This is a genomic window from Myxococcus sp. CA051A, assembly GCF_013336705.1.
Lineage (GTDB): Bacteria > Myxococcota > Myxococcia > Myxococcales > Myxococcaceae > Myxococcus > Myxococcus llanfairpwllgwyngyllgogerychwyrndrobwllllantysiliogogogochensis.
In genome coordinates this window covers 368,871-390,019 of sequence record NZ_JABUMS010000009.1, presented here as the reverse complement: position 1 = coordinate 390,019, position 21,149 = coordinate 368,871, and the positions used below count along the sequence as shown (strand labels likewise).

20 protein-coding genes and 1 pseudogene are annotated in these 21,149 nt (G+C 67.8%); 7 read left to right on the top strand and 14 right to left on the bottom strand.

What is annotated here, in order from left to right; translation table 11 throughout:
* The first annotated feature begins 9 nt into the window (after window positions 1-9).
* From HUA74_RS45190 to HUA74_RS26540, 3 genes are all read left to right on the top strand, one after another.
* A complete protein-coding gene (locus HUA74_RS45190; RefSeq protein WP_174456783.1) occupies window positions 10-597 on the top strand; it encodes an imm11 family protein in 588 nt (195 codons plus the stop codon).
* A gap of 198 nt (window positions 598-795) precedes the next feature.
* Entirely contained in the window at window positions 796-2,082 is a 1,287-nt protein-coding gene (locus HUA74_RS26545; RefSeq protein WP_174456782.1) for an acetyl-CoA C-acetyltransferase, read from the top strand.
* Between the two features lie 14 nt (window positions 2,083-2,096).
* Complete coding sequence (locus tag HUA74_RS26540; RefSeq protein WP_174456781.1) at window positions 2,097-3,455, top strand: 3-oxoacyl-ACP reductase; 1,359 nt, start codon at window positions 2,097-2,099, stop codon at window positions 3,453-3,455.
* Window positions 3,456-3,685: 230 nt separating this feature from the next.
* On the opposite strand, the gene HUA74_RS26535 is transcribed toward HUA74_RS26540, so the two are convergent.
* Both HUA74_RS26535 and HUA74_RS26530 read right to left on the bottom strand, forming a co-directional pair.
* Window positions 3,686-4,588: an alpha/beta hydrolase gene (locus HUA74_RS26535; protein ID WP_174456780.1), complete on the bottom strand. Its 903-nt coding sequence runs from the start codon at window positions 4,586-4,588 to the stop codon at window positions 3,686-3,688.
* 130 nt (window positions 4,589-4,718) lie between these two features.
* On the bottom strand, window positions 4,719-5,429 hold the full coding sequence (locus tag HUA74_RS26530) for an MBL fold metallo-hydrolase (RefSeq protein WP_174456779.1): 711 nt from the start codon (window positions 5,427-5,429) through the stop codon (window positions 4,719-4,721).
* Between the two features lie 211 nt (window positions 5,430-5,640).
* On the opposite strand from HUA74_RS26530, the gene HUA74_RS26525 reads away from it, so the two are divergent.
* Entirely contained in the window at window positions 5,641-5,985 is a 345-nt protein-coding gene (locus HUA74_RS26525) for a rhodanese-like domain-containing protein (RefSeq protein ID WP_174456778.1), read from the top strand.
* Between the two features lie 319 nt (window positions 5,986-6,304).
* On the opposite strand, the gene HUA74_RS26520 is transcribed toward HUA74_RS26525, so the two are convergent.
* The 5 genes and pseudogenes from HUA74_RS26520 to HUA74_RS26505 form a co-directional block, all read right to left on the bottom strand.
* Window positions 6,305-7,741 (bottom strand): tetratricopeptide repeat protein, encoded by a 1,437-nt coding sequence (locus tag HUA74_RS26520; protein WP_174456777.1) that lies wholly within the window; start codon window positions 7,739-7,741, stop codon window positions 6,305-6,307.
* 155 nt (window positions 7,742-7,896) lie between these two features.
* Complete coding sequence (locus tag HUA74_RS26515) at window positions 7,897-8,484, bottom strand: hypothetical protein (RefSeq protein WP_174456776.1); 588 nt, start codon at window positions 8,482-8,484, stop codon at window positions 7,897-7,899.
* Between the two features lie 115 nt (window positions 8,485-8,599).
* Entirely contained in the window at window positions 8,600-8,845 is a 246-nt protein-coding gene (locus HUA74_RS46885) for a hypothetical protein (RefSeq protein ID WP_371817310.1), read from the bottom strand.
* A gap of 101 nt (window positions 8,846-8,946) precedes the next feature.
* A pseudogene (locus HUA74_RS46880) lies at window positions 8,947-9,387 on the bottom strand (NAD-dependent deacetylase); the annotation flags it as partial.
* 14 nt (window positions 9,388-9,401) lie between these two features.
* The gene (locus tag HUA74_RS26505; protein ID WP_174456775.1) at window positions 9,402-10,289 is read right to left on the bottom strand and encodes a LysR family transcriptional regulator; all 888 of its coding nucleotides are present in this window, start codon (window positions 10,287-10,289) and stop codon (window positions 9,402-9,404) included.
* Between the two features lie 178 nt (window positions 10,290-10,467).
* Between HUA74_RS26505 and HUA74_RS26500 the strand changes: the two genes are divergently transcribed.
* The gene (locus HUA74_RS26500) at window positions 10,468-11,709 is read left to right on the top strand and encodes an MFS transporter (RefSeq protein ID WP_174456774.1); all 1,242 of its coding nucleotides are present in this window, start codon (window positions 10,468-10,470) and stop codon (window positions 11,707-11,709) included.
* Between the two features lie 45 nt (window positions 11,710-11,754).
* Here HUA74_RS26500 and HUA74_RS26495 read toward each other — a convergent pair whose 3' ends face one another.
* Window positions 11,755-12,612, bottom strand: coding sequence for an arginase family protein (locus HUA74_RS26495; RefSeq protein WP_174456773.1), 858 nt, complete (start codon window positions 12,610-12,612; stop codon window positions 11,755-11,757).
* Between the two features lie 366 nt (window positions 12,613-12,978).
* Between HUA74_RS26495 and HUA74_RS26490 the strand changes: the two genes are divergently transcribed.
* The gene (locus HUA74_RS26490) at window positions 12,979-13,344 is read left to right on the top strand and encodes a hypothetical protein (RefSeq protein ID WP_174456772.1); all 366 of its coding nucleotides are present in this window, start codon (window positions 12,979-12,981) and stop codon (window positions 13,342-13,344) included.
* Between the two features lie 2 nt (window positions 13,345-13,346).
* Here the strand turns inward: HUA74_RS26490 and HUA74_RS26485 are convergent, their stop codons facing one another.
* The 4 genes from HUA74_RS26485 to HUA74_RS26470 form a co-directional block, all read right to left on the bottom strand.
* Window positions 13,347-14,186 carry an SDR family oxidoreductase gene (locus HUA74_RS26485; RefSeq protein WP_174456771.1) on the bottom strand — a complete coding sequence of 280 codons (840 nt, stop codon included), beginning with the start codon at window positions 14,184-14,186 and terminating at the stop codon, window positions 13,347-13,349.
* Between the two features lie 32 nt (window positions 14,187-14,218).
* Window positions 14,219-15,343: an NAD(P)-dependent alcohol dehydrogenase gene (locus HUA74_RS26480; protein WP_174456770.1), complete on the bottom strand. Its 1,125-nt coding sequence runs from the start codon at window positions 15,341-15,343 to the stop codon at window positions 14,219-14,221.
* 153 nt (window positions 15,344-15,496) lie between these two features.
* Window positions 15,497-17,770, bottom strand: coding sequence for a hypothetical protein (locus HUA74_RS26475; RefSeq protein ID WP_174456769.1), 2,274 nt, complete (start codon window positions 17,768-17,770; stop codon window positions 15,497-15,499).
* A 295-nt stretch (window positions 17,771-18,065) separates the two neighbouring features.
* Window positions 18,066-18,995: a LysR family transcriptional regulator gene (locus HUA74_RS26470; RefSeq protein ID WP_174456768.1), complete on the bottom strand. Its 930-nt coding sequence runs from the start codon at window positions 18,993-18,995 to the stop codon at window positions 18,066-18,068.
* Between the two features lie 104 nt (window positions 18,996-19,099).
* On the opposite strand from HUA74_RS26470, the gene HUA74_RS26465 reads away from it, so the two are divergent.
* Window positions 19,100-19,738: a glutathione S-transferase N-terminal domain-containing protein gene (locus HUA74_RS26465; RefSeq protein WP_174456767.1), complete on the top strand. Its 639-nt coding sequence runs from the start codon at window positions 19,100-19,102 to the stop codon at window positions 19,736-19,738.
* A 100-nt stretch (window positions 19,739-19,838) separates the two neighbouring features.
* On the opposite strand, the gene HUA74_RS26460 is transcribed toward HUA74_RS26465, so the two are convergent.
* Both HUA74_RS26460 and HUA74_RS26455 read right to left on the bottom strand, forming a co-directional pair.
* Window positions 19,839-20,375 (bottom strand): hypothetical protein, encoded by a 537-nt coding sequence (locus HUA74_RS26460; protein ID WP_174456766.1) that lies wholly within the window; start codon window positions 20,373-20,375, stop codon window positions 19,839-19,841.
* Window positions 20,376-20,390: 15 nt separating this feature from the next.
* Window positions 20,391-20,924, bottom strand: coding sequence for a hypothetical protein (locus tag HUA74_RS26455; RefSeq protein ID WP_141647013.1), 534 nt, complete (start codon window positions 20,922-20,924; stop codon window positions 20,391-20,393).
* Between the last annotated feature and the right edge of the window lie 225 nt (window positions 20,925-21,149).

The following is a 21,149-nucleotide window of genomic DNA, read 5'->3' as shown; positions in this document are numbered from 1 at the left end:
GAGGGTAGGGTGGAACGGAACTTCTATTGGGTGAGACTTGGCGATGTGCCCCAGTGGCTTCTAAAGACGCCGATACGGGATTCTGGTGAGGCATTTGACGAGCCTTGGATGTTCGCGGATGGTCGTGTCCTTCCACACCCTGGACCCATCAAGGCGCAAGTTTCACATCCCGGGACGAAGCGCACGTTCGTGTTCGCAGGGGTAGAGGGAACTCCCATCGTCAGCGAAGCACTCGCGAATGTCTTCAGAACACTGGCTCCTGATGACGTCCAACTGTTTCCGGTGACGGTGGACGGAGCGCCCGAATTGTATTTCGTCGTCAATGCAACCAAGGTCCTTGATGCCATAGACGAGGCACGGTGCCGGGAGGTTCATCACTATGACAAGGACGACTCAGTCCCTGAATATGAAGGAGAGTACAACTGGATCTACGGACTGCGAATAGACCCCTCGAAGACTGAAGGCGCCCATGTCTTTCGGTTGAAGAAGTTCAAGATTGCGTTCGTTGTTTCAGAGGACATCAAGAACGCACTCGAAGGGGTAGGAAACCTCGGGGTGTCGTTCGAGCGCGTAGCCGGAACGCCCGAGTCGTTCTGATGGTTGATGACAAGCTCCGAGGAGAGGGGCCCCTCGGAGCGCGGCGGAACTGACCGACCCGTACTGCTATTTCACAGGGGCGCGATTCCCTCATCGGTTGCCGCGAGGCAGTCGGCCCTCTTGGATTTCGAGGTTTCGCTCGTGGCTTGGCTGCGCGCGGGTGTGTCCTCGCCGAGCGTCGGCTGATAGGAACGCCCCATGAACCACGGTCCTCCCCGCCGGGTCGCCATCGTCGCGGCCCTCCGTACTCCCTTCGCCCGCAGCAACACCGCGTACGCACGCCTCTCCAACAAGGACATGCTGACGGACGTCCTGCGGGGTCTCGTCGAGCGCACGGGCCTGGGCGGCGTCCGGCTGGGGGAGGTGGTCGGCGGCGCGGTGATGAAGCACTCGCGCGACTGGAACCTGGTGCGGGAGTGCACGCTGTCCAGCGGGCTGGACGCCGCCACGCCCGCCTATGACGTACAGCAGGCGTGCGGCACCGGCCTGGAGGCCTGCATCCTCGTGGCGAACAAGATCGCCCTCGGGCAGATCGACGCGGGCATCGCCTGCGGCACCGACACCACGTCGGACGCTCCGGTCGCGGTGAGCCGACGGATGCAGCGCGCGCTGATGGCCATCAACGGCGCGAAGACGCAGGGGGCGAAGATCGCGGCGGCCCTGAAGTTGCTCGACCCGCGCGCGTTCGTGCCGGAGATTCCCGTCAACGCCGAGCCTCGCACGGGCATGTCCATGGGCCAGCATGCCCAGCGCACGGCCGACCGGTATGGCATTACCCGCGAGGCCCAGGACGCCCTCTCGCTGGCGAGCCACCAGCACCTCTCGCGTGCCTACGACGCGGGCTTTTTCTCCGACCTGGTGATGCAGTACCAGGGCCTCGCGCGCGACAACAACCTGCGGCCGGACACCACCCTGGAGAAGATGGCGAAGCTGCCGGGCGCCTTCGACCGCGAGAAGGGCACCATCACCGCGGCCAACTCCTCCCCGTTGACCGATGGCGCCTCGGCCGTGTTGCTCGCCAGTGAGGAGTGGGCGCGTGCGCGCGGACTGCCCGTGCTCGCGTATCTGTCGGCGGGCGAGGTGGCCGCGGTCGACTTCGTCGACGAGCGCGAGGGGCTTTTGATGGGCGGCGCTTACGCCGTCCCCCGCATGCTCCAGAAGCGCGGGCTCGCGCTGGGGGACTTCGACTTCTACGAGATTCACGAGGCCTTCGCCTCCGTGGTGCTGTGCACGCTGGCTGCCTGGGAGTCGGACGCCTTCTGTCGCGAGCGGCTCGGGCTTCCGGGGGCCTTGGGGGCCATCGAGCGTGACCGGCTCAACGTGAAGGGCAGCTCCATCGCTGCCGGACATCCCTTCGCCGCCACGGGCGGTCGCATCGTGGGTACGCTGGCCAAGGCATTGTCCGAGGCGGGCTCCGGCAAGAAGGGCCTCATCTCCATCTGCGCGGCGGGCGGTCAGGCCGTCACCGCCATCCTCGAAACCTAGAGAACGACGACCTCATGGCCGACAAGCTGATGACGCTGGCGAACAACCCCGTGACGGGAGGGCTCGTGAGGGCGCTGGGGCTGCCGACCCCGCCTCCGCTGGCACGGGCCAAGGAAGGCTGGGTCGCGCAGCCCTTCGTGGACCGTGTGGTGTTGCTGGGCACGGCGCCCGGTGGCTTCGCGACGGAGGCTGCCCGGAGCGCGCTCGCGGGCGGGGGCGCGCGCGTGCTGGACGTGTTGCCGGAGCAGGAGGGCCGAGGTGTGGATGTGGCGCTCTTCGACGCCACGGGGCTCTCCACCCCGGCTGACTTGCGCTCCCTCTACGACTTCTTCCACGCGACGGTGCCGCGACTGGCGCGCAACTCGCGTGTGCTGGTCCTCGTGGGGCTTCCCGAGGAGGCACCGGGGCCCGCGGCGGCCGCCGTGGCGCGTGGTGCCGAGGGCTTTGTGCGCAGCCTGGGCAAGGAAGTGGGACGGCGCGGTGCCACGGCCAACCTCGCTTACGTCGCGCGGGGTGCCGAAGACCGGCTCGCTGGGCCCGTGCGCTTCTTCTGCGGCGTGCAGGCCACCTATGTCTCCGGACAGGCGGCCCGAGTGACGTCCTCCGTGCGCCCCGTGGTTTCGGCGCCCATGGTGGCCGCGCTGAAAGGGAAGGTGGCGTTGGTCACCGGGGCCGCGCGAGGCATCGGCGCGGCCACGGCCGAGCGCCTCGCGCAGGAGGGGGCTCGTGTGGTTCTCCTGGACGTGCCCGCGCTCCAGGATGCCCTGGAGGCCACAGCCGCCCGTGTGGGCGGAGAGGCCCTGGCGCTCGACATCACGGCCCCCGATGCGCCCGCACGCCTCGTGGCGGAATTGCAAGGGCGCCACGGGGGCGTGGACGTGGTGGTGCACAACGCGGGAATCACCCGTGACCGCACGATCGCCAAGATGACGCCCGAGGCGTGGGACCAGGTGCTGTCCGTCAACCTCGCCGCCATCATCGCCGCCGACGAAGCGCTGCTTGCCTCCGGTGCGCTGCGGGACGAAGGGCGCCTCGTGTACCTCTCCTCCATCAGTGGCGTGTCGGGCAACTTCGGGCAGACGAACTACGCGGCGACGAAGGCGGCTCTCATCGGCTACGTGGCGGCGCTCGCGCCGACGCTCGCGCCACGTGGCATCTGCGCCAACGCGGTGGCTCCGGGCTTCATCGAGACGGCCATGGTGGCGAAGATGCCTCTCATGACGCGCGAGGTGGGCCGCCGGCTCAACTCCCTGTCACAGGGCGGCCAGCCGCGCGACGTGGCGGAACTCATCACCTTCTTCGCCAGTCCCGGGGCATACGGGGTGACGGGCAATACCTTGCGTGTTTGTGGACAGGGCCTCGTCGGCGCCTGAGTGACTCGGGCGCGCTTCTCGCCGGGCGCGCTTCTCGCCGGGCGCGGTTGCATGGAGGGCGAACACCTGGGGCGACACGTCGCTCCAGATGCCGCCCTGCTCTGATGAGCGCCCGCCGACGCAAGTCACTTCGCCATCAGCCTGTCTCGCTCTAGTTGCCTTGCTCTGATGCAATACGGACACGGAAGGGCGCCACCCGTCGCGCGGTCGTGACTCCGGGTTGGCTCCGTTCATTCCCGATGTGACGAGCCCAGTCCGTGGGCCACCTTCCGGAACGCATCGCGCGCTTCCGGCGTGAAGGTCGCGCCCACGAACACATGGAATGCGCCGGGGTACTCGTACAGCCGGATGCTTCCGCCCACGGCCTCCACTTTCCCGCGGAGCTCGCGGGCGTCCAGGATGAACAAGTCATCGGTGCCCTGGAACACGTCGATGGGCGGCAATCCGCGCAGGTCGCCGTGAATCGGGCTGAGGGTGGGAAGCGAGAGGTCATCGCCCCCCGCCCACCACTGCCCCGCCTCCAGCAGGCGCGCGGTGCTCAGCATGACGTCGCGTGGCTCGATGGCGGGGATGCCCGGGTTCGTCATGGCGAGATCCAACCAGGGCGAGAACAGGATGAGTCGTCCCGGGAGTGGCAGGCCGAGGTCTCGGAAATGAAACGTCTGCCCGAGTGCCAGTCCACCGCCCGCGGAGTCCCCGCACAGTGCCACCTGTGTCGCGGGGGTCGTGGCGAGGACCTGCCGGTACACCTCGGTGAGAAAGGGATAGGCGTCGCGATGCGTGAATTCGGGCGCCAGCGGATAGATGGGGACGGTGACACTCGCACCGGTGTGCCGGATGAGTGACTCGATGATGCGCCAGTGAGGGAGGATGAACTCGTTCACGTACGCGCCGCCGTGCGCGTAGATGAGGTGCCATCCGCTGGCACGCTGGCGTGGCGTCAATTTGAACACCGCGCGTCCGGCGACCTTTCGTTCCTCCACGTTCGTGAGCGCGTGCAGTGCGCGCGGTAGCGCAGGAACGGTGGGATACGTGCGCGTCTTCGCGGTCCGCCGGAAGGCCTCGGGGTCCGAGCGGTACTTCTTTCGGAGGCCCAACCAGAACTTCGCGGCGCTCATCCTGAGACTGCTCATGCGACTCCTGAAGCCCAGGATGGAATCGCCAGGCTTCGCGTCGTCACGTTCCATCCTCGGATGCGGAGAGTCTACGCCAAGATCGACGGACTCCGCGCAACTGACATGAGGCCCAACTCATCCCCTGCCATCAGTGTGCAGGTGTCGAAGAGGGCGAGGACGCCGTGAGTCCGCACGCCCGGTTGGCGGGAACGGCCACGTCGAGCTTCTTCGGCTTGGGCAGGTCGAGGTGCTCCATGATGCGGATGAACTCCTCCCGACTCTTCCCCGCCACGCGGGGGTTGTGCCGCTTCTCCTCGGCGATGCTCGTGACGGTGCGGCCCTTGTAGTCGTGCGCGGGGTAGACGAGCGTCGTGTCCGGGAGCCCGAAGAGGACCCGCGTGACGCTGTCGTAGAGTTGGCTCGCGTCCCCGTTCTGGAAGTCGGTGCGCCCGTTGCCGCGCACCAGCAGGGCATCCCCGGTGAAGACACGGTCCCCCAGGAGGTAGCTGACGCTGTCGTCCGTGTGGCCCGGTGTCGCGAGCACCTGGAAGTCGAGCTGGCCAATCCGCAGGTGATCCCCGTGGTGGACCTGGACGTCGGCGCATGCGGCACCTCTCACGCCCCCCACCACCGTGCACCGAGTCCTCGCCCTCAAGGCACCAGATGCTGTGACGTGGTCGGCATGTACGTGGGTGTCGAAGACATGCGTCAGCGTGAGGTCCAGCTCGCGCACCAGCTGAAGATCTCGGTCGACCTGCTCCAGCACGGCGTCGATGAGGACCGCCTGACCCGTCGACTCATCTCCGAGGAGATAGGTGTAGGTCGAGGACTCGGAATCGAAGAGCTGGCGGAAGATCATGTCGAAGCCTCGTGTCCCTGTGACTCGAGGGGGAAAGGTCTCGGGCCCCTCATCCTCAGAGTGCGACCCGCGGGGGCAGGAGTGGACAGTCGAGTGACGAGGGGCCCGCTCCCCGCGCATGAGGGCTTGCCGCCAGTGTCCCCGCGTGCAAGCTCACCCTGTCTTCCATCGAAGGTGCGCTGGCGCACCTGCCTGCCTCCGGAGCCTCACCATGAAGTCCTCTCTCGTCGTCGCGACCGTGCTCGCGAGTCTCCTCCTCGGTGCTTGTGCCAGCCGGCAACGGCCGGTCCGCGACGAGGCCCACCGCTGGGTCGACGCGGGCGCCACCCTGGTGGATGTCCGCACCCCGGAGGAGTTCGCCGCCGGTCACCTGCCCGGTGCGGTGAACATCCCCGTGGACGACCTGTCCCAGCGACTCCAGGAGCTCGGCTCGCCGGAGAAGCCCCTGGTCATCTACTGCCGCAGCGGTGGACGCAGCGCTCGCGCCGAGAAGCTGCTGAAGGAGCAGGGCTTCCAGCAGATCCTCAACCTCGGCCCCATGTCGACGTGGGAGTGACCTCGGGCCGCGCGCCAGGCGCCCTCGTCTGTGTCACGGCAAATCAGGCCGAGATGCACGCCCCGAAAGCCAGTGGGTCATACAGCCAGGTCGGGCTGGAGCATTGATCACGCGGGTTGCTCTCCACGTCCTTGAGCAGCAGCGCTCAGGCCGCAGGCGTCAGACGGGAAGGCTGGCCGGGGTGCCCACGAGCCTCCAAGGCCTGGACACCCTCCTCGCGCTGCCCTTCAGCAGACAGCAGGAGCCCTGCGGCACGCCCTGCCGCCCGCCGCGGTGCAGCAGCCCTGTCAGCAGGCGCCGCTGTCCCTGAGGCAGACCGTCACTTCGAGCGCTGCTCAAGCTTCCGCAATTCTCTCTCCACATACTTGCGTTGAGCCGCAGTGCTCTTTCGCAACAGGAAGGACCGATAGGCATTGATGGCCTCAGGTCCCTTCCCCATGTCCCGAAACAGGTCTCCCCGATTCAAATAGAGCACGTCGCGCTCGTGGCCCGTCGCGGTGAGCAGCGCCAGGCAGTCGTCGAGGACGGCCTGGGCCTGGAACCACTCCTTGTGGGACCACAGCGCGAAGCCGAGGTTGTTGAGGATCTCGGCCCAGAGGTCGATGATCGCCTCCCTCTGTTGGTCCACCTGTGGCCTCAGGATGTCGCTCACCACCCGGAATCCATTGCGCAGGTCCAGGGGCGCCCCGGCGATGAGCCGGCCTTCCGCGAGCCATGTCCGGTAGATTGTGGTCCACTCACTGAGCGCCGCCTCTTGCTGCCCCGTGCTCCACTGAGTGAGCGCACTTTCGCTCACGGCAAGCAGGTCTTGGCGGATGCGATGGAGGCCCTCCAACTCCTTCAGGTCTCTGTCGGCGCTACTCTCTGTCGTCCATCCGCTCTCTTGCATCTCCTCGACCTGCGGAAGGGAGTATGTGCGCCCCATGTATGCCTCGCACGTGACGTCTGCCTCGCCCTTCTGCGCGAACGTGCAATCACAGGTAGGAAGCGCGGTGCCCCCGCCCGACCAGCTCAAGCTGTCCGCGACGCGGGACAAGGAGATGGACTCGTCGGCGTCGGGGAGGATCTCCTCGACACACGCGCAGATCTTCCGTGTCATGGCCTCGCTGGCCATGGCATCCACCTTCGAGCTGACGCTGTCGATGACCCACAGGGAGCACCCATCCCGAGGCGCGGCGAGCAGCCAGCGGGAGTTGGGCAGGTAGGCCCACGTGAGGTCGCGGGCCCCTCCGTCCCTGGGACCCAGTGCCTTCTCCAGGGCGACCGCTGCCTCCGGAAAGGCCTCCTCGGGGGAGCGTCCTTCATCCGGGAAGAGGGAGACGCCCCATACCTTCTGCTTGCGCTGGAGCCGGACCAGACATCGCTGAGGACCATTGCCGAAGCGGATGGCGGCGGAGGTCGCACTCTCGGGCTCGGGGACGAGCCGCGCCACCTCGCCCATTGTCGGACAGCCATTGAGCGGCAGGCTCGTTCGCACCAGAGCCGGGGCAACGGGCTGCCCCGTGCGTGGGTCCACCACGAAGAAAGCGTCATGGAAGAGGGGCGGTTCCACGCGGTCGCGGGTCCATGGACTGGGGACGACGAAGTAGCCCACGCGAAGTCCGACCTCTGGGAGTTCGACCCATTGCTCCTCGACGAGGAATCGTCCGCGACGCCAGTCCTGGAAGGCGGAAGTCTTCTTGAGATTCGCCGACGAAATCTCTGGGGAGGGCATGGTCCCAGCGGCGACAAGGAGTGACAAGAGGAGGGGAAGCATGGACGATCCGTGAATCTACTCCAGACGCGGCCTCGACGTGAGCTCAGGGCCCCAGGTGAGGTGCCCCCGTGTGTGCATGGTAGGGGACGGCGGCCTCACTCGCGGTTGTCGAAGCATGGCTCACGCGGGTTGCTCTCCGCGTCCTTGAGGACAGCTCAGTCGTCATCGTCGTCGCCGTCACCCGCGCCGCCGAAGATGCCTTCCGCCTCCGCCGGGGTCGGCGCGTCGAACGTGCAGGTCAGCTCGTCGCCATTCTCATAGCGGTAGATGAAGTGACCCGCGGCGCGCTTGTCGTCCACCACATCGAACGTCACGGAGCCTCCCCTCGGCAGTCCGGACGCCTCGTGGTAGCCCCTCCCGGAGCCCGACGATTTTCTCAGGGTGCCATACCAGCCGTGCACCAGCAGATTCACCTCCGGGGCGAACTCGGTCTCCTTGTTGATGAGCAGCACCGTCCGCGAGCCACTGCCCTCATCGATGCGCCTGTCCTTATCCAGGAGGATGTCCACGCCAAAGCCCGTCAGTCCCGCCTGACCGCGCGGGAGATAGGTCAAGTTCACCCAGTTGGAATCGTAGGCCTCGTCCATCAACCGGGACGCCACGCCATCGATGGGCCAGACCACGGCCTCTCCCAGATAGGTGCCTCGACATTCTCCCGTTGCGTCCCGGCCACCGCCACAAGCGGTGAGGAACAGGGCGGTGGCCATCCATGGAAGCGCCGCGCGAAGACTCAGACAGTTCATGGCTGCCATTCTAGGGGCATCCCATGTCTGATTTCCTCAACGGGCCAAAAGAACAGTCTCCCTGGAATTGCCTGACGCGGTGCATTGCCTGGCGGAATCCCTGACATGCGTCACTTCAGGCCAAGGTCGACGCCGTCGAGAGCAGCACGGGAAGAACCTGCTCCGCGGGCCCCAGGACCTCGACGTCGAAGTCCGGATGGCGGGGCTCCATGGGGGTGAGATTGACGAGGAGCGTCCACGCCCCCGCGTACTTCGCGCCCCGGACGAAGTTGGCTGCGGGTGCCACCGTCCCGGACGTTCCGATGGCGATGAAGAGGTCACAGTCGCGCAGGGCCTTCTTGGCCGCCCACTCCGCGTCCACGGGGAGGGGCTCACCGAACAAGACAAGGTGATGTCGGGGCGGAGGAAGTGACCGCACGCGGGGCACGCGGGGGCCGCATCGGGCTGTGAAGTGTCCTCGAAGGGGCTCTGCGTACACGCTGGATTGGAGCAGCAGGTGCGCAGCAGGGAGCCGTGCAGCTCGACGACCTCCGGGCTGCCCGCGCGGGTGTGGAGCCCATCCACGTTCTGTGTCAGGAGGGTGAAGGTCGAGCCCTTCCCGAGCCGCCCCGCCCATTCCGCGAGCGCGAGGTGCGCCGCGTTCGGCTGGGCGTCCCCCACGAGTTCTCGCAGCGAGCCGAAGAGCTTCCAGACGCGAGAGGGGTCTCGTGCGAGGAGCTCCACGTCTGGGACCTCTTCCATTCCAGGACGCGTCCACAGTCCACCGGGACCGCGATAGGTGGGCAGGCCCGAGGCCACGGAGATGCCCGCGCCCGTGAGCACCACGATGTGGCGCCAGGTGCTCGACTGGAGTCGATGGCGGAGCTGCCGCAGCACGTTCTCTTCGGTGAGCAGGGCGGTCATGGTGTCGCGCCAGTCTAGCGACTCTGGCTGAAGAGGTGCTTCGCCATGAAGTCCACGAAGACGCGCAGCTTGGGAGACAGGTAGCGGCTGGACGGCCACAGCATCCGGAACGTGCCTTCGTGCTGCGTGTGGTGTTCGAGCACCGTCGCCAGGGTGCCGTCCGCGAGCTGGCGGCGGATGGCGAAGTCCGGCAGGCAGGTGATGCCGAGGCCCTGCTCGGCCATGAAGATGAGCGGTTCGATGGTGCTCACGACCGCCGTCGTCGGCAGCTCCAGCTCCTTGCGCCCGCGTCGCAGGGGCCAGCGCTCCAGCTTGCCGTTGGTCGCGAAGCGGTGATGCAGGCACGCATGGGACTTGAGGTCATCGGGTTTCCGGGGCGTCCCTCTTCGCGAGAGATAGTCGGGCGAGGCGACGAGCGTGAGTCGGAAGGTGCCCAGCACCCGCGTCATCAACCGGGAGTCGCTCACCTCGCCCGCGCGCACCACCCCGTCGAAGCCTTCATCAATCACGTCGACGAGCCGGTCTGAGAAGTCGAGGTCGAGCTCGATTTCGGGATACGCGCGCATGAAGGCGCTCAGCGTCGGCATCATCAACATGCCGGCCAGGGGCATGCTGACGCGCAGCTTGCCGCGCGGCGCACCCTGCGTCTGCGCGAGCTCCAGCTCCGCGGCTTCAACCTCGCAGAAGATGCGGCGGCAGCGCTCGAGGAAGAGCGCACCCTCTGGCGTCAGGGTGATGGTGCGGGTGGAGCGGTGGAAGAGCCGCACGCCGAGCCGTTCCTCCAGTCGAGCCACGGCCTTGCCGATGGCCGATGACGACACCCCCAACTGCCGTCCGGCGAGCGTGAAGCTGCGCGCATCCGCGGCCTGCACGAAGGCATTGAGTGAGCCGAGACTGTCCATGCGCCAAACCTCGATTGCGGACATTTCTGTCCGATGTGCTCGGAACTGTAGCGCGGTGGTCGTGACCGCACCTCGAATCTATTGTTTCAGCCATCGACGTCGACGGAGGTCGCCTCGCCCCGTGGGTGGTGGCTTCGCCGTCGGCCGACGTCCTCCCTCTCCTCTGACTGGCGACACCATGACTTCGACGACCACGCCCCGCGCCCAGGCCGCGCCTGCTCCCGGACTCCGACACGCTGACGGCACGGCCGAGCGGGAGGAGCGGCTTCCCATCGCCGGGCTGCTTGCCCTGGCCATGGCCGCGTTCATCACCGTGCTGACCGAGGCGCTGCCCGCGGGGCTGCTGCCTCGGATGAGCGCGGACCTTGGTGTCTCCGAGGCACTGGTCGGCCAACTGGTCACGCTCTACGCCATCGGCACGCTGGTGACGGCGATTCCCCTGACGGCCGCGACGCAGGGCTGGCGACGTCGCCCGTTGTTGATCCTCGCCCTCCTGGGCTTCGTTGTCGTCAACACGGTGACGGCGGTGTCGACGAACTTCGTGCTGACGCTCGGCGCGCGGTTCTTCGCCGGGGTGTTCGCGGGATTGTTGTGGGCGCTTGTCGCCGGCTACGCGGCGCGCATGGTGCCGGAGCACCAGCAGGGCAGGGCGATGGCCATCGCCATGGTGGGCATCCCGCTCGCGCTCTCGCTCGGAATCCCTGCCGGGACCTTCCTGGGTGCCGCCGTCGGCTGGCGCGTCACCTTTGGCATCATGAGCATCCTCACCGTCATCCTGGTCGGCTGGGTGTTCGTCAGGCTCCCAGACTTCCCGGGCCAGACGGGGGACCGTCGCATGTCCATCCGGAAGGTGTTCATGCTGCCGGGGATCCGGTCCGTGTTGTTCGTCACGCTCGCCTTCGTGCTCTCGCACAACGTTCTCTATACGTACATCGCGCCCTTCCTCGCTCCGGCGGGCATGGCGAAGAACATCGACATCGTCCTGCTTGTCTTTGGTGTCTTCGCGCTCGTCTCCATCTGGGTCATCGGCGTCTTGATTGATCGCTGGCTGCGAGAGCTGGTGCTCGTCAGCACGGCGCTCCTCGTGTTGGTGTCGTTCGCGCTCGGTCTGTGGGGGAGTGTTCCCGCTGTCGTCTACGCGGGCGTCGCGGTCTGGGGGCTGGCCTATGGCGGAGCCGCCACGCTCTTCCAGACGGCATCCGCGAAGGCGGCGGGAGAGGCGGCGGACGTCGCCCAGTCGATGATTGTCACGGCCTGGAACATCGCCATCGCGGGGGGCGGCATCGCGGGCGGCGTGCTCCTCGAGACGCTGGGAGTCGTTTCCTTCCCGTGGATGCTCGTCATCCTGCTGGTGCCGACGCTGCTCGTCGCCTGGGGGGCGAAGCGCCACGGTTTTCCGCCCGCTGCAGGGCGGCGCTGACGGCGGGCGGACGGACGGCTTCGAGCCGTCGACCGGTACGAACGGCTAGGCACCGCCTCCCGAACCGCGCGCCCGCTCCGTCCCCTTCAGCGCGGCATCGCACAGGCGCGCGATGACCATGCCCCCATTCGCGGCGGCGACGTCGCTGTCGGGCGCGAACTCGGTGATTGTCAGGCCGACGACATCGTTGGTGGCGGCCAGCCGTTCGACCAGCGACACCGCATCGGCCACTGAAGGCCCGCCGGGCTCGCGGTAGGCGAGGTGGGGGAATTCGTCTGGATCCAGGACGTCCAGGTCGAAATGGATGTGGAGTTTCCGGCCGGACACGCGTGCTTCGTCGAGCAGCGCGAGTCCATGCTGCCTCTGGAATTCCAGGTCGCCCTCGTCCCCCACTCGCACGCCGTAATAGAAGAATCGGTCCGCGGAGATCGGGGCCGTCAGCAGCTCCCGCATCGGGCCGGGCGCGTAGCCCATGATGGCGCTGACCGGCATGCCGTGCAGGTTCCTGCTCGGCGACGTCTCGGGCGTGTTGGCGTCGTAATGCGCGTCGATCCAGACGACGGTGAGCCCGGGGTGCCGCTGTGCCAGATAGCCGATCACCGCGATGTCCACCGCGCAATCGCCGCCTGCTGTGAGCACGCGCTCGGGAGCGTGCCGCCGCAGGAGTTCGTGCGCCGCGCGGAACTGCTCGAACAAGGCGGGCCAGGCGATCACATCGAAGTCATCGCCCGTCGCGTCGCTGAGCGGAACGTCCACGCGCGGCGCGTAGCGCGCGCAGATCTCCGCCGCCGCCGCCGCGCCGCGCGGCAGATTCCGGTGGCGACCCGAACCCTGCCATTGTCCGTACGCAAGCATCAGGTCGAAACGAGTTGCCCTGCCCGCGCGACCTTCGGTCGAATGCATGAGCCCTCCGGTGGCACGTGGCCTGGGGTGCGCCACGGAGGTTACGACCGAACCCGCCCGGGAGCGAGGACTCAGCGCGGCCACTTCACCCGCATCAGCGTGTCCAGCTCCGCGCGGTCCTCCTCACCGGAGACCGCGAAGACGCACGGGGTGAGCGAGCCGACGGTCTATGTGTGGCGCCAAGCGCTTCGGGGGCATGGACGCCAACGACACGAAGCGGCTGAAGCAACTGGAGGCGGAGACTGCCCGGCGCTCGACATCGCAGTGCAACTGACGATGGCTCTGTGGACACAGCGCGAGCGGCTATGCTCCCCTCATCGCGCGGGCCCGCTCCTGGGCATGCGCTGAAAGGCCGAGGGGCGGACCATGTCGCAGCGGAGTGCCACGTCGTGGCGGTGGCTTGCGGGCGTCGCGGTGCTCGCGCTGCCAGGGCTCGCGCCAGCGCAACATCCCCTCTACACGATTCCCTGGGAGGACAAGTCGCAGGTCCTGGAGTACCGCTCGTGTGGCTGCGCGGACTCCTGCTGGGTCGCGGAGCTGCGCGCGAAGAAGGGGCGCAAGCTGCTCGCCAGGCTGCGGTGTGACTGCGAGAAGCTCTGGGTCATCCCGAGTTGGAACTCGAAGGAGGCCGAGTACCGCGCGACCTGCGACGGCTTCGACACGGAGCGGAAGCTCGACCTCATCGCGGAGGAACTCAAGAGGGTGCTGAAGGCCCACAAGCCGGCGCCCTAGGCTCACGTCAGGGGCAGGGTCTCCAGGCTCATGGGCGCATGTCCCGCCACGCGCTCGACGTCGGTCGTGACGTCCGCCAGCTCACCTGCGGCGATGGCCGTGTATGTGCTCACCCACGCATCCACCTGCCACTGCTCGGCCCCGTAGCGGGCCCGCGAGCGATACGCCTCTTCGATGCTCTCCGCCTGGTAGCGGATGGGACGCCCCAGCTTCCGACTGAGCACGGCGGCGACCTCGTCGAGCGTCAGCGACTCCGGTCCGGTCAGCGAGTACGTGCGGCCCCGATGCTCGCGGGGATTCAGCAGCACGGAGGTGGCGACATCGGCGATGTCGTCCTGTGCAACGGCCGCGACCCGTCCATGCCCCGCGGGGCCTCGGAGCACGCCGTCCTCTCCCGCCATCATGGGGAGGAAGTCCAGGTAGAGGTTGTCTCGCAACATCACCGAGGAGAAGCGCTGCTCCCGCAAGCGCTGCTCGGTGGCCCAGTGGTCCCTCGCGAAGGTGAAGGTGGCATTCGGGGCCGCGCCGTAGAACGACGTGTAGACGAGCGTCTCCACGCCCACGGCCGCCGCTGTTTCGATGAACGCGAAGTGCTCCTCCAGTCGGGTCGGCGCCTCCTTCGCGGACACGAAGAGCGCGGTCCGCACGCCCTCGAGTGCGCGGGCGAGCGCGTCGCGATTTCGATAGGTCGCGACGTGGACCTCTGCACCCGGCAGCGAAGGAGCCCGCTTCGCGTCGCGAACGATGAGTCGCTGAGCGACTCCCTGGGCCGCGAGCCGACGCGCGATGCGTCCCCCGAGTCGACCCGTGCAGCCGGTGACGGCAATCGGTGTATCCGCCATGTCGTCTCCTCCGTGGCTGGGGCGCGAGGCCCTCAGGTGGGCCGCGTCATCCGGATGATGGGCTTGAGCGTGTCACCCTTCTCCGAGTCCTTGGCCGCCTGGTTGATCTGCTCCATGGGGTAGAACCTCACCAGCTTGTCGAACGGGAATCTACCCTGGGCGTACAGGTCGATGAGCTGGGGGATGAAGACGTCCGGGACGCTGTCGCCCTCGACGATGCCGCGCACGCTCCTGCCGGGAATCATGAGGTCATTCACGTCGAAGCTCGCCTCGGTGCCGACGGGAGGCGCGCCGACGACACCGCACGTCCCCAGGATGTCGAGCGAGTCGATGGCCTGCCGCAGCACCTTCGGGTTCCCCGTGGACTCAAGGGTGTAGTCCACGCCCCGGCCTCCGGTGACGCGCTTGATGAACTCCACCGCGTCCTCGGTCTGCCCATTCACCGCATGCGTCGCGCCCAACTCCTGCGCCAGTTGCAGGCGGTTGGGTTTGGTGTCCACGGCGATGATGGTGGTGGCCCCCGCGAGCCGCGCGGCCATGATGGCGCTGAGTCCCACCGCGCCGGAGCCGAAGGCCGCGAAGCTACGCCCGGCCTTGACTCCCAGGGAGTTGAGGACCGCTCCCGCTCCCGTGGAGATGCCGCAGCCCAGCGGCCCGAGCAGCTCCAGCGGCACGTCCTTGCGCACCTTGACGATGTTGCGCTCCGTCGCGATGGCGAAGGTGCTGAACGAGGACTGGCCGAAGAAGTGGTCATGGAGGGGCTTGCCCTCCTTTTGAATCGCGGTGGACCCGTCCATCCGCCCACCGCCCATGTTCCGCGCGTAGAACTCCCGGCAGTACGCAGGATGCCCTGACTGGCACAGGTCGCACTTTCCGCAGAAGGTGAAGGCCATCACGACGTGGTCGCCCGGGGCCACCTTCGTCACCCGGTCGCCCACGCGCTCGACGACACCCGCGCCCTCGTGCCCCAGGACGATGGGCAGCGGCAACGGGTAGAACTGGTCGCGGACAATCATGTCGGTGTGACACATGCCCGTGGCGACCATCCGGACGAGCACCTCGTCCGCCCGAGGGGCTTCGACGGTGACGTCCTCGAGCTGGAAGGGGCCGCCCTTCTTCCACACGACGGCCGCCCTGGCCTGGGCTTGCTCACTCATTGGCTCTCTCTCCTTCGTGCCGGTCCTGGCTAGGGTACGGACGCCCTGCCGGGGAGAGGAGTCTTGCCCGCTGCATTCAGCGGGGACGCAGGGAGGCTCGGCTCCACGCCAGTCGCCTGGCGCCGGCCGAGCCTCCTGCCCACGTGCGCGTGGCTACCCGCCGCGCACGCTGATGCGGTACGCGGTGCCGCTGGTGCACTTGCCGACCTGCTGGACCACCGTGAGGATGTCCGTCGCCACCAGGTCGCGGCTCAAGAGGATGACGTTGCCGCTGCCGTCGCCAATCTCCTTGTTGGTGCTGTCATAGACGCGGATGCGTGCGCCGGGGACAGCCTGCGACACGATGACGAAGTTGGTGCCCGCGAGCGGCTGGAGGATGCGCGGCGCCGGCAGTTCCTTGCAGCTCCCCGCCGGCGGCGTCTGGTTCGTTGGGCCCGCATCACACAGCTTCTGCTGGGCGACCAGGACCTCTCCGGAGTTCAGGGCGCGGCCCAGGGGCGTGGCGAAGTCGTAGTCCGGGAACCAAGAGATGGGCGTGGAGAAGCCACCCGCGGAGCCCACACCCAACACGTCGATGCTCGTCCGGGCGCCGTTCGTCAGCGAGCCCAGGCTGACCAGCTGCTGACCCGCGAAGGTCTGCGGCGGGTCGAACGAGGGAGCGGGGATGTTCGCGGGCGCCTTCACGGCCTTCTGGGGCGCGGACTCCGGGCTCTTGTCGCCGCACAGGCTGATGACCGCCTTGTACTCGTCGCCCACGACGAAGGGCGTCTTGCCCGGGCGGATGGCCGTCCAGTCCGTGCTGGTCGATGACGAGACGGCCGAGCCTCCGTTCACCGTGACGGTGAGCTTCGCGCCCGGGACGTGGCGCACGGAGATGACCTCCGCGCACTCGTAGATGAGCGTCGGGTCGATGGCGGGCGCGGGCAGTCCCGTGGGGAAGTCGACCTTGTGGTCGCGGACCTTGATCTCCGGTGAAGGGCCGGACACCGCCGCACCACTCTCCTGCCGGGCGGAGACCTTGTCACCGGCGACCAGCGCCGGCACGTTGAACACCTCGTGGTTGGGACTGCGGGCGATGAGCGAGCCCACGTCGGTGCCGTTGATGGTCAGCGTCACCTTCGCGTCGAGCACCGCGCCGCGCACCGCGACCTGCGTCGCGCAGCCATACAGCGGGTCGATGACCACGGGCGGCGAGAGATAGCCCGTGTCATCCGGGATGTTGCCGGGCACCGTGGTCCCCGTCGGCTTCGGCGCCTTGCAGGCCTTGCGCAGGGCGTCGACGTGCGCGGTGAACTGTGAGCGGTCCGCGCCGTAGGGCGGCATCGTTCCAGGCAGCGGAGGGCTGACGGCGGTCTCCAGGACGATGGTGCAGTAGCCGGGCAGCTCCTTGGAGAGCGCGGGGAATCGGCGACCGGAGCCGCCCGCGCGGTGGCAGCTGTCGCAGCGACCCTCGGAGGACACGGCCTCCAGCAGATACGAGGGGCCCGGGTTCTGCGGCCAGTCCTGATGGACGATGGGCTCGTACCAGCCCGTCCCGAACAGGTCCAAGCCGATGAAGGGGGGCTTCTCCGGGTGGACGACGAAGGGGTTCTCGCCCGCGTGGCAGTCCGAGCAGGTGCCCTGGTCGTTGGCTTCAAGGGCATAGCCACCCACGAAGTCCTTGATGTCCACCTGCACGCCTCGGATGAAGGTCTTGCTCGCGGGGTTGTCCCAGAAGCACGCCTTGTTGCTGAGCGTGCCGAGGCAGATGATGCCGAGCAGGTCGATGGACTTGTCGTCGCGCAGGTAGCGGGGCAGGGCGAGGCAGACACCCGGCGGCTTGTCGCTAGTGTAGTGCATCAACTCCGCCTTCTCGGTGGTGCTGATGAACTCGTCTTCGATGACGCCTCGGTTGACCCAGCCCGCGGAGAACATGGGCGGAGGAATGGGCACCCCGGCGGCGGCGCACTCGCGGATGTAGGCTTCGCCACTGTTCTCCGTGATGGAGAAGGTCTTGATGCCCTGGGCCTCCAGCTTCCTCGCGACGTCGGCGCCCACGCCCTTCGTCTCGTGCTGCTCGTCTCGTCCCACCTTCGACGTGCTCAGGCGCTTGAGGTAGTGCATGCGCAGAGCGCCGTTGAGGGAGCGGATGCGAGTGAAGTCCTCGGGGCGCAGCGTGTCGTTCAACCAGTCGATGTACAGCGCGTTGGCGAGCACCTCGTCCTCCACCTGACTGGTGATGACCTTGCGCGGGCCGTCGATGTCGAGGCCGCCTTTCTCCAGGGCCTGACGCCGCAGGGTCTCCAGGAAGTCCTTCTGCGTGCGCTGCACCATTCCAAGGTCAGCGGTGATGACCTTGCCGCCCTCCCCGAGGAAGGCGCCGTGGCCATAGGTGATGACGCGCTCGTCCACCGGGGGCTCGGCGCTCTGGCAGCCAATGAGACTCATCGCTGTCACGACGGCGAGAAGAAGGGTCAACCGTGGAGTTTCAAGCATGGGTCGTCCAGGGGTAGGAGTTGCGACGCGGCGGTGACTGCGATTCCAAGGCCCGCGCTGGCTGAACGGCACTCCCCCCATTTCTTCCCTCAAATGCCGCGAGCGGCCTGTCGTGCGGGCGCCCGGGTTGGAGGTGTTCGGACCGGACGAGGCGTGAGGCGCTGCGCGAGCAGTACGGTATTGAACACCGCCCGGGCTACGAGGACTTCGAGCAGGGTGAGCTTGAGCTTCAGCGCAGTGCCGTGGCTCACCCCGCGGCGAGACGGCGGGGCGCGAGGCCCTCCAGGGCGGTCGCCAGGCGGTGCGCGGCCTCACTGGCCTCGCGTCTCCAGGCGATGCGCCAGGAGCGCTGCAGCGGCCCCGAGGCGAGCCGCTTCGCGACCAGGTCTCCCTTTCCGAGATGCGGTCCGGCGATCCACTCCGAGATGACGGCGACGCCCAGGCCGGCGCGCGCGAGGTCGAACATCGCCTCCGTCAGGGGGAGTCGCTCGAAGCGGAGGCGGGGGCGCTCCCGGCCGAAGACCTGGGTGAGGAACCAGTGGGACTCCGCCGGAGGTGTCTGGGACGTGAGCAGGGTGTGCTCACGCAGGTCATCCCGCGTGAGTGTCTTTCGTCCCGCGAGCGGGTGCGATGAGGACACGACGAAGACAATCTCATCGGAGAAGAGCTTGCGGGCCCCGAGCGTGGCGCGAGGGATGGTTGCCTGGGTGAGGAGCGCGACGTCGATGTCTCCCGCTTCGAGGGCCGGGATGGGGTCGCGCGTGTGTTCCACGGCGAGGGTGACCTCCAGCCCCGGCATGCTCCTGCGCAGGTCCACGAGCAGGGAGGGGAGCCAGTGGTAGGCGGTGTAGCACTCGCACACGAGGCGCAGGCGGAGGGGTGGGGCGGCGGGTGTGAGGACACAGCGCTCCAGGTCACCCAGCTCGACGAGCAGTCGCGAGGCGCCGGCGACGAGCTGTCTCCCTGCTTCGGTGGGGACGAGGCCGCGGTGGGTGCGGTCGAAGAGGCGGGTGCCGAGCTTGTCCTCCGCGAGCAGCAGGGCGCGGCTGACCGCGGGCTGCGTGAGGTGGAGCACGGAGGCGGCCTGCGCCGTCGTACCCGCCGAGGCGAGGGCCACGACGACGCGCAGGTCCTTGATGTCGAGGCGGGTGTTGGGGGGGCTGGCGATGTCACTCATGCATCGAGCCTATGCGAAGGATGCGTTGGACGCATAGGTCGGCGGGGGCCAGAGTCGTCGGCGTTCCCAGAGGGGAACGTGTTCGACGTCCTGGAGGAATGACCATGCAGCTCTACTTCTCTCCGCTGGCCTGCTCGCTGGCGACCCGTATCGCACTCTACGAGACTGGCGCGAAGGCCACGTTCGTGGAGGTGGACCCGAAGACGAAGCGCACGCAGGACGGCCAGGATTATCGGGAGATCAACCCGCTGGGCTTCGTGCCGACCATCCGGACGGATGACGGAGACATCCTCTCGGAGAACGCGGCCATCCTCCAGCACGTGGCGGAGCGTTGGCCGGAGGCGAGGCTCGCGCCGACGGAGCGCAAGGAGCGTGAGCGGCTCCAGCAATGGCTGTGTTTCATCGGCACGGAGTTGCACAAGGCGGTCTTCACGCCGCTGCTGGACCCCGCGGCGCCCGAGGGGGCGAAGGCCTATGCCCTGGGGAAGGCGACCTCACGGCTGGACCTGCTGGAGAAGCACCTGAGCGGTCGCGAGTTCTTGTTGCAGGAATTCAGCGTCGCCGACGCCTACCTGTTCGCGGTGCTGGGGTGGTGCGTGGCGACCCCCGTGGACCTGAAGAAGTGGCCCGCGTTGGTCTCCTACGTCTCGAGTCTCCGGGAGCGGCCGAGCATCGCGCAAGCGTTTCGCGAGGAGCGGACGCTCTACTCGGAGTACCAGGCCCGAAACCCGACGAAGGCGTGAGCGACTCGGAACGGCGTGACACGCTTGGTGGAGTTCGTACCTGGCGCGCATCGGTAGGGAGTCCGGTGCGTGCAGCTCGCTCCGGACTCCCTGGCCGTCCTCACCCGCGCATGCAGTCGAGCAAGACCTGCGTGCGGTAGGGCTGGTTCCGCCGAGGTGGCTCCGGCATCAAGACGGTGCGAGCGCACGGCACGACGTAGCGATGGTGCAGCAAGGCGTCCGCCGTCTCCGTGGCCCGCTCGTAGTCAGGCCACTCCAGGGTCATGACACAGGTGCGCGTCCTGCAATCGACGCCCAGCACGGAGAACGGCCGACGCGTGCGCAACGTGTCCAGGTCGGCGCGGAGTCCCGTCTCGGTGGGCACGGCCCAGCCGGGTTGAATGGGCTCCTGGTCGTGGCGGTGAAGCTCGCCCGCGTAGTCGGCGAGGACCCGCCGCTGCTCCTCGGCGGGGTCTACCGGGGCCGGCGGGGAAGGTCGCACGGTGGCTTCCTCGGGGACCACGGGCGGTGCCGCGTCGGAGAGGCTCACCGCGGAAGGGGCGCGGAGGGTGAGCGTGGCTCCCGCCGCGCCGACGGCACATGCCGCCAGCGCGAGGAGCACGCGTCCGGAAAGGAAGGGGACGGTGCGATTCTTCATGGCCGGTCCCTCACATCACGGCTTGTAGAGGGTGTAGCCCACCGCCGAGCTGAACCCGGCGTCGCCACGGCCCGGGAGCTGGATGAGGACATAGGGGTAGTCCCAATGCGCCGTCCTCCAGTAGTAAAGCGAGTCCACACCCGTGTGGTACATCGGCACGTCATAGGTGCCCGTGTTCGCGCTGCGCACCGCGCCGCCGCACCGGCCGCCCGTGGCCCAGCGCCAGGCGACGCAAGCCATCGCATAGATGTCGTGACCGCTGTGGCCGTCGTATCCATGGACGTTGACCTGGGAGATGCTGCTCAGCGGAAACGCCGTGTCCACCACGACGGGGCAGCGCAGGTCGATCCACTGCCAGTTGATGCCCTCCGAGCGGTTGCGCACGCCGTGCGTCGTCGCGTCGAAGTCGGCCTCGGGCCGGTCCTCGGTGCTCTGGAAGCAGGCGAAGGCGGAGGTCAGGCGCTCGGCGGCGACGGCCGGGGCCACGGGGGCCAGCAGGAGCGCGGGCAGCAGCGCGGAGAACAACGCGCGAAGCGAGGTCTTCTTCATGTTCAGCGGGTCCTTTTCTTCACAAGAAGCACCGTCTTGGTGCCCAGGACCGCATGTGCAACGCGAATGCCGTGCGTTTCGCCCAGGTCGCTCAAAGCCAAACATCCGAAAGGACTGAGTCACCCGGGGCCGTCGGCATCTGGCACAGGTGTGCCAGGTGTGCCATCGGATGTGCCCGCCAGCGCGGACGAACGAAGGGGTGGCCGTGAGCCCGGTCGCTCCGCG

Bases quoted from the DNA above. Each gene is read 5' to 3' on its own strand.
- HUA74_RS26545 (WP_174456782.1), top strand. From the start codon at position 796: ATGAACCACGGTCCTCCCCGCCGGGTCGCCATCGTCGCGGCCCTCCGT.
- HUA74_RS26540 (WP_174456781.1), top strand. From the start codon at position 2,097: ATGGCCGACAAGCTGATGACGCTGGCGAACAACCCCGTGACGGGAGGG.
- HUA74_RS26535 (WP_174456780.1), bottom strand. From the start codon at position 4,588: ATGAGCAGTCTCAGGATGAGCGCCGCGAAGTTCTGGTTGGGCCTCCGA.
- HUA74_RS26530 (WP_174456779.1), bottom strand. From the start codon at position 5,429: ATGATCTTCCGCCAGCTCTTCGATTCCGAGTCCTCGACCTACACCTAT.
- HUA74_RS26525 (WP_174456778.1), top strand. From the start codon at position 5,641: ATGAAGTCCTCTCTCGTCGTCGCGACCGTGCTCGCGAGTCTCCTCCTC.
- HUA74_RS26520 (WP_174456777.1), bottom strand. From the start codon at position 7,741: ATGCTTCCCCTCCTCTTGTCACTCCTTGTCGCCGCTGGGACCATGCCC.
- HUA74_RS26515 (WP_174456776.1), bottom strand. From the start codon at position 8,484: ATGAACTGTCTGAGTCTTCGCGCGGCGCTTCCATGGATGGCCACCGCC.
- HUA74_RS26505 (WP_174456775.1), bottom strand. From the start codon at position 10,289: ATGGACAGTCTCGGCTCACTCAATGCCTTCGTGCAGGCCGCGGATGCG.
- HUA74_RS26500 (WP_174456774.1), top strand. From the start codon at position 10,468: ATGACTTCGACGACCACGCCCCGCGCCCAGGCCGCGCCTGCTCCCGGA.
- HUA74_RS26495 (WP_174456773.1), bottom strand. From the start codon at position 12,612: ATGCATTCGACCGAAGGTCGCGCGGGCAGGGCAACTCGTTTCGACCTG.
- HUA74_RS26490 (WP_174456772.1), top strand. From the start codon at position 12,979: ATGTCGCAGCGGAGTGCCACGTCGTGGCGGTGGCTTGCGGGCGTCGCG.
- HUA74_RS26485 (WP_174456771.1), bottom strand. From the start codon at position 14,186: ATGGCGGATACACCGATTGCCGTCACCGGCTGCACGGGTCGACTCGGG.
- HUA74_RS26480 (WP_174456770.1), bottom strand. From the start codon at position 15,343: ATGAGTGAGCAAGCCCAGGCCAGGGCGGCCGTCGTGTGGAAGAAGGGC.
- HUA74_RS26475 (WP_174456769.1), bottom strand. From the start codon at position 17,770: ATGAGTCTCATTGGCTGCCAGAGCGCCGAGCCCCCGGTGGACGAGCGC.
- HUA74_RS26470 (WP_174456768.1), bottom strand. From the start codon at position 18,995: ATGAGTGACATCGCCAGCCCCCCCAACACCCGCCTCGACATCAAGGAC.
- HUA74_RS26465 (WP_174456767.1), top strand. From the start codon at position 19,100: ATGCAGCTCTACTTCTCTCCGCTGGCCTGCTCGCTGGCGACCCGTATC.
- HUA74_RS26460 (WP_174456766.1), bottom strand. From the start codon at position 20,375: ATGAAGAATCGCACCGTCCCCTTCCTTTCCGGACGCGTGCTCCTCGCG.
- HUA74_RS26455 (WP_141647013.1), bottom strand. From the start codon at position 20,924: ATGAAGAAGACCTCGCTTCGCGCGTTGTTCTCCGCGCTGCTGCCCGCG.